The 1,853-nt window shown below is 41.8% G+C and carries 2 protein-coding genes; both read left to right on the forward strand.

The genetic code is table 11. The features are described from left to right. Positions 1-698 (forward strand): RagB/SusD family nutrient uptake outer membrane protein (locus WBJ10_RS09715; protein WP_424289739.1); only part of this gene is annotated, 698 nt, incomplete at its 5' end. A gap of 8 nt (positions 699-706) precedes the next feature. Further along, a complete protein-coding gene (locus WBJ10_RS09720) occupies positions 707-1,630 on the forward strand; it encodes a sugar phosphate isomerase/epimerase family protein (protein WP_424289741.1) in 924 nt (307 codons plus the stop codon). Positions 1,631-1,853 lie beyond the last annotated feature (223 nt).

Below are 1,853 nucleotides of genomic sequence, written 5' to 3' on the forward strand. Positions count from 1 at the left end.
TCAAACGCTTTAAACCAACAATGTATACTTTGGACTTGTTCGACCGTACGAAAGATTCAAGGTACAATGGATCATTTAAATTAGTATTCTTAGCCAACAACCCAGCAACCCTGGCACCCGGTATGAAAATAGGTGATACGGCAATTTACGTTGCACCGGAAAACGTCTCGGCAGTAGTGAAAGCGTCTAAAAATTATCGAATTATTGATCGTGCTGAAGTTTTATCCTCGGGGAATTACCGTTACTTTCCATCTTTAAGCAAATTCCTTGACCCACTTCGTCCTTCGGTGCAGGATGAAAGAGGTTCAAGAGATTTCATTGTAGCACGTTTAGCGGAAACCTATTTGATCGCTGCTGAGGCTTTGTTCAAATCAGGTAATACTACGGAGGCATTGACTTTCATGAATACGTTAAGACGGCGTGCCGCGTTGCCTGGAAAAGAATTGGCGATGGAAATAACCGCTGCTCAGCTTAATATGGATTTTATTCTGGATGAGCGTGCCCGGGAGTTATTGGGTGAGATGGATCGCTGGTTTGACCTTGTTAGAACCGGAACATTAATCGAACGTGTGAAAAAGCACAATCCGGATGCTGCTCCAAACATACAGCCTTTCCATGTCCTGCGACCAATCCCGAGTGATCAGATTGACAGAACAGAGGGTGGTGCAGCAAGTTTTCCTCAAAATGCGGGATATTAATTATGAATATGAAATCAGAATCATCCCGGAGAAAATTTTTAACGCAATTAGGCGTGGCAGCCCTCTCGATACCGTTTTATTCCTGTAGTACAGTCAATGCCTTAACAGCCACCAGAATTCCGGGATTGAAAGTGGGTTACTCTGCAATAACCTGGGGTGGAAACGATTTGTTAGCGATGAAAGATATTTCAGAATTAGGGTTTAAAGGAATCCAGCTACGGTCGAACATACTGAAGGAATATGGTAAAAAGCCTCTGGAAGTTAAGGAACTTTTAAATTCGCATAACCTGGAATTTTCCATGTTTTCAAGTGGAAACGCAAATATTAACACTGGTAATGATGAAGCAGTAATCCAGATGCATGTTGACAATGCAAAATTTGTTAAGGCAGTTGGAGGCAAGTTTATCCAGGTTACTAATTCATCACGTCCAAAGGACGGCGCACCAAGTCAGGCAGATCTAAAGAAATATGCTGGTTTGTTAAATGAGATAGGTAAGAGAACGATGGATATCGGGATACAAACGACTTACCATAATCACATGCACCAATTAGGAGAAACACCTCAGGAAGTAGATGTTATACTCGAAAATTGCGATGACGATAAGGTTAAGTTTCTCCTTGACATTGCTCATTATCACCAGGGAGGTGGAGATCCGGCAAAGGCAATTCGACAGTACCAGAACCGTTTAAAGGCACTCCACCTTAAAGATGTGAGGCCAAAGGGTGGCAATGATGCAAAAGCTTACACTTTTGTAGAACTCGGACAGGGAAAGGTTGATCTTACAGCTGTTTTCAACGCCCTGGATGAAATCAAGTTTAAAGGCTGGGGTATCGTTGAATTAGATTCAGTCCCCGATAAAGGAAAATCGCCCCGTCAGTGTGCTGAGATCACACGGGACTATCTAAAAAAAGCGGGTATAATTAATAGCTAATTTGAACCGTTTTATTTATAATCAAAGTATCTGTTTAGAAAAATAATAGCATGTCTTATAAAATTAAACTACTGAGTGTGTTTGTCTTGATCGTGATAACAGGGATAGGCTGCCAACCGAAGATGGGCGCATTATCTGCTAACTCTAATCAGGCTATGAATACACTTAGCGAAATGGAAAAAAGAAACGGATGGACTCTGCTGTTTGACGGTAAGACTACCAC

The sequence above is a fragment of the Daejeonella sp. genome (genome assembly GCF_049655485.1).
Taxonomy (GTDB): domain Bacteria; phylum Bacteroidota; class Bacteroidia; order Sphingobacteriales; family Sphingobacteriaceae; genus Daejeonella.

What these genes read in the sequence shown, in the direction of transcription:
- WBJ10_RS09720 (WP_424289741.1), top strand. Translation starts at nt 707, where the DNA reads ATGAAATCAGAATCATCCCGGAGAAAATTTTTAACGCAATTAGGCGTG.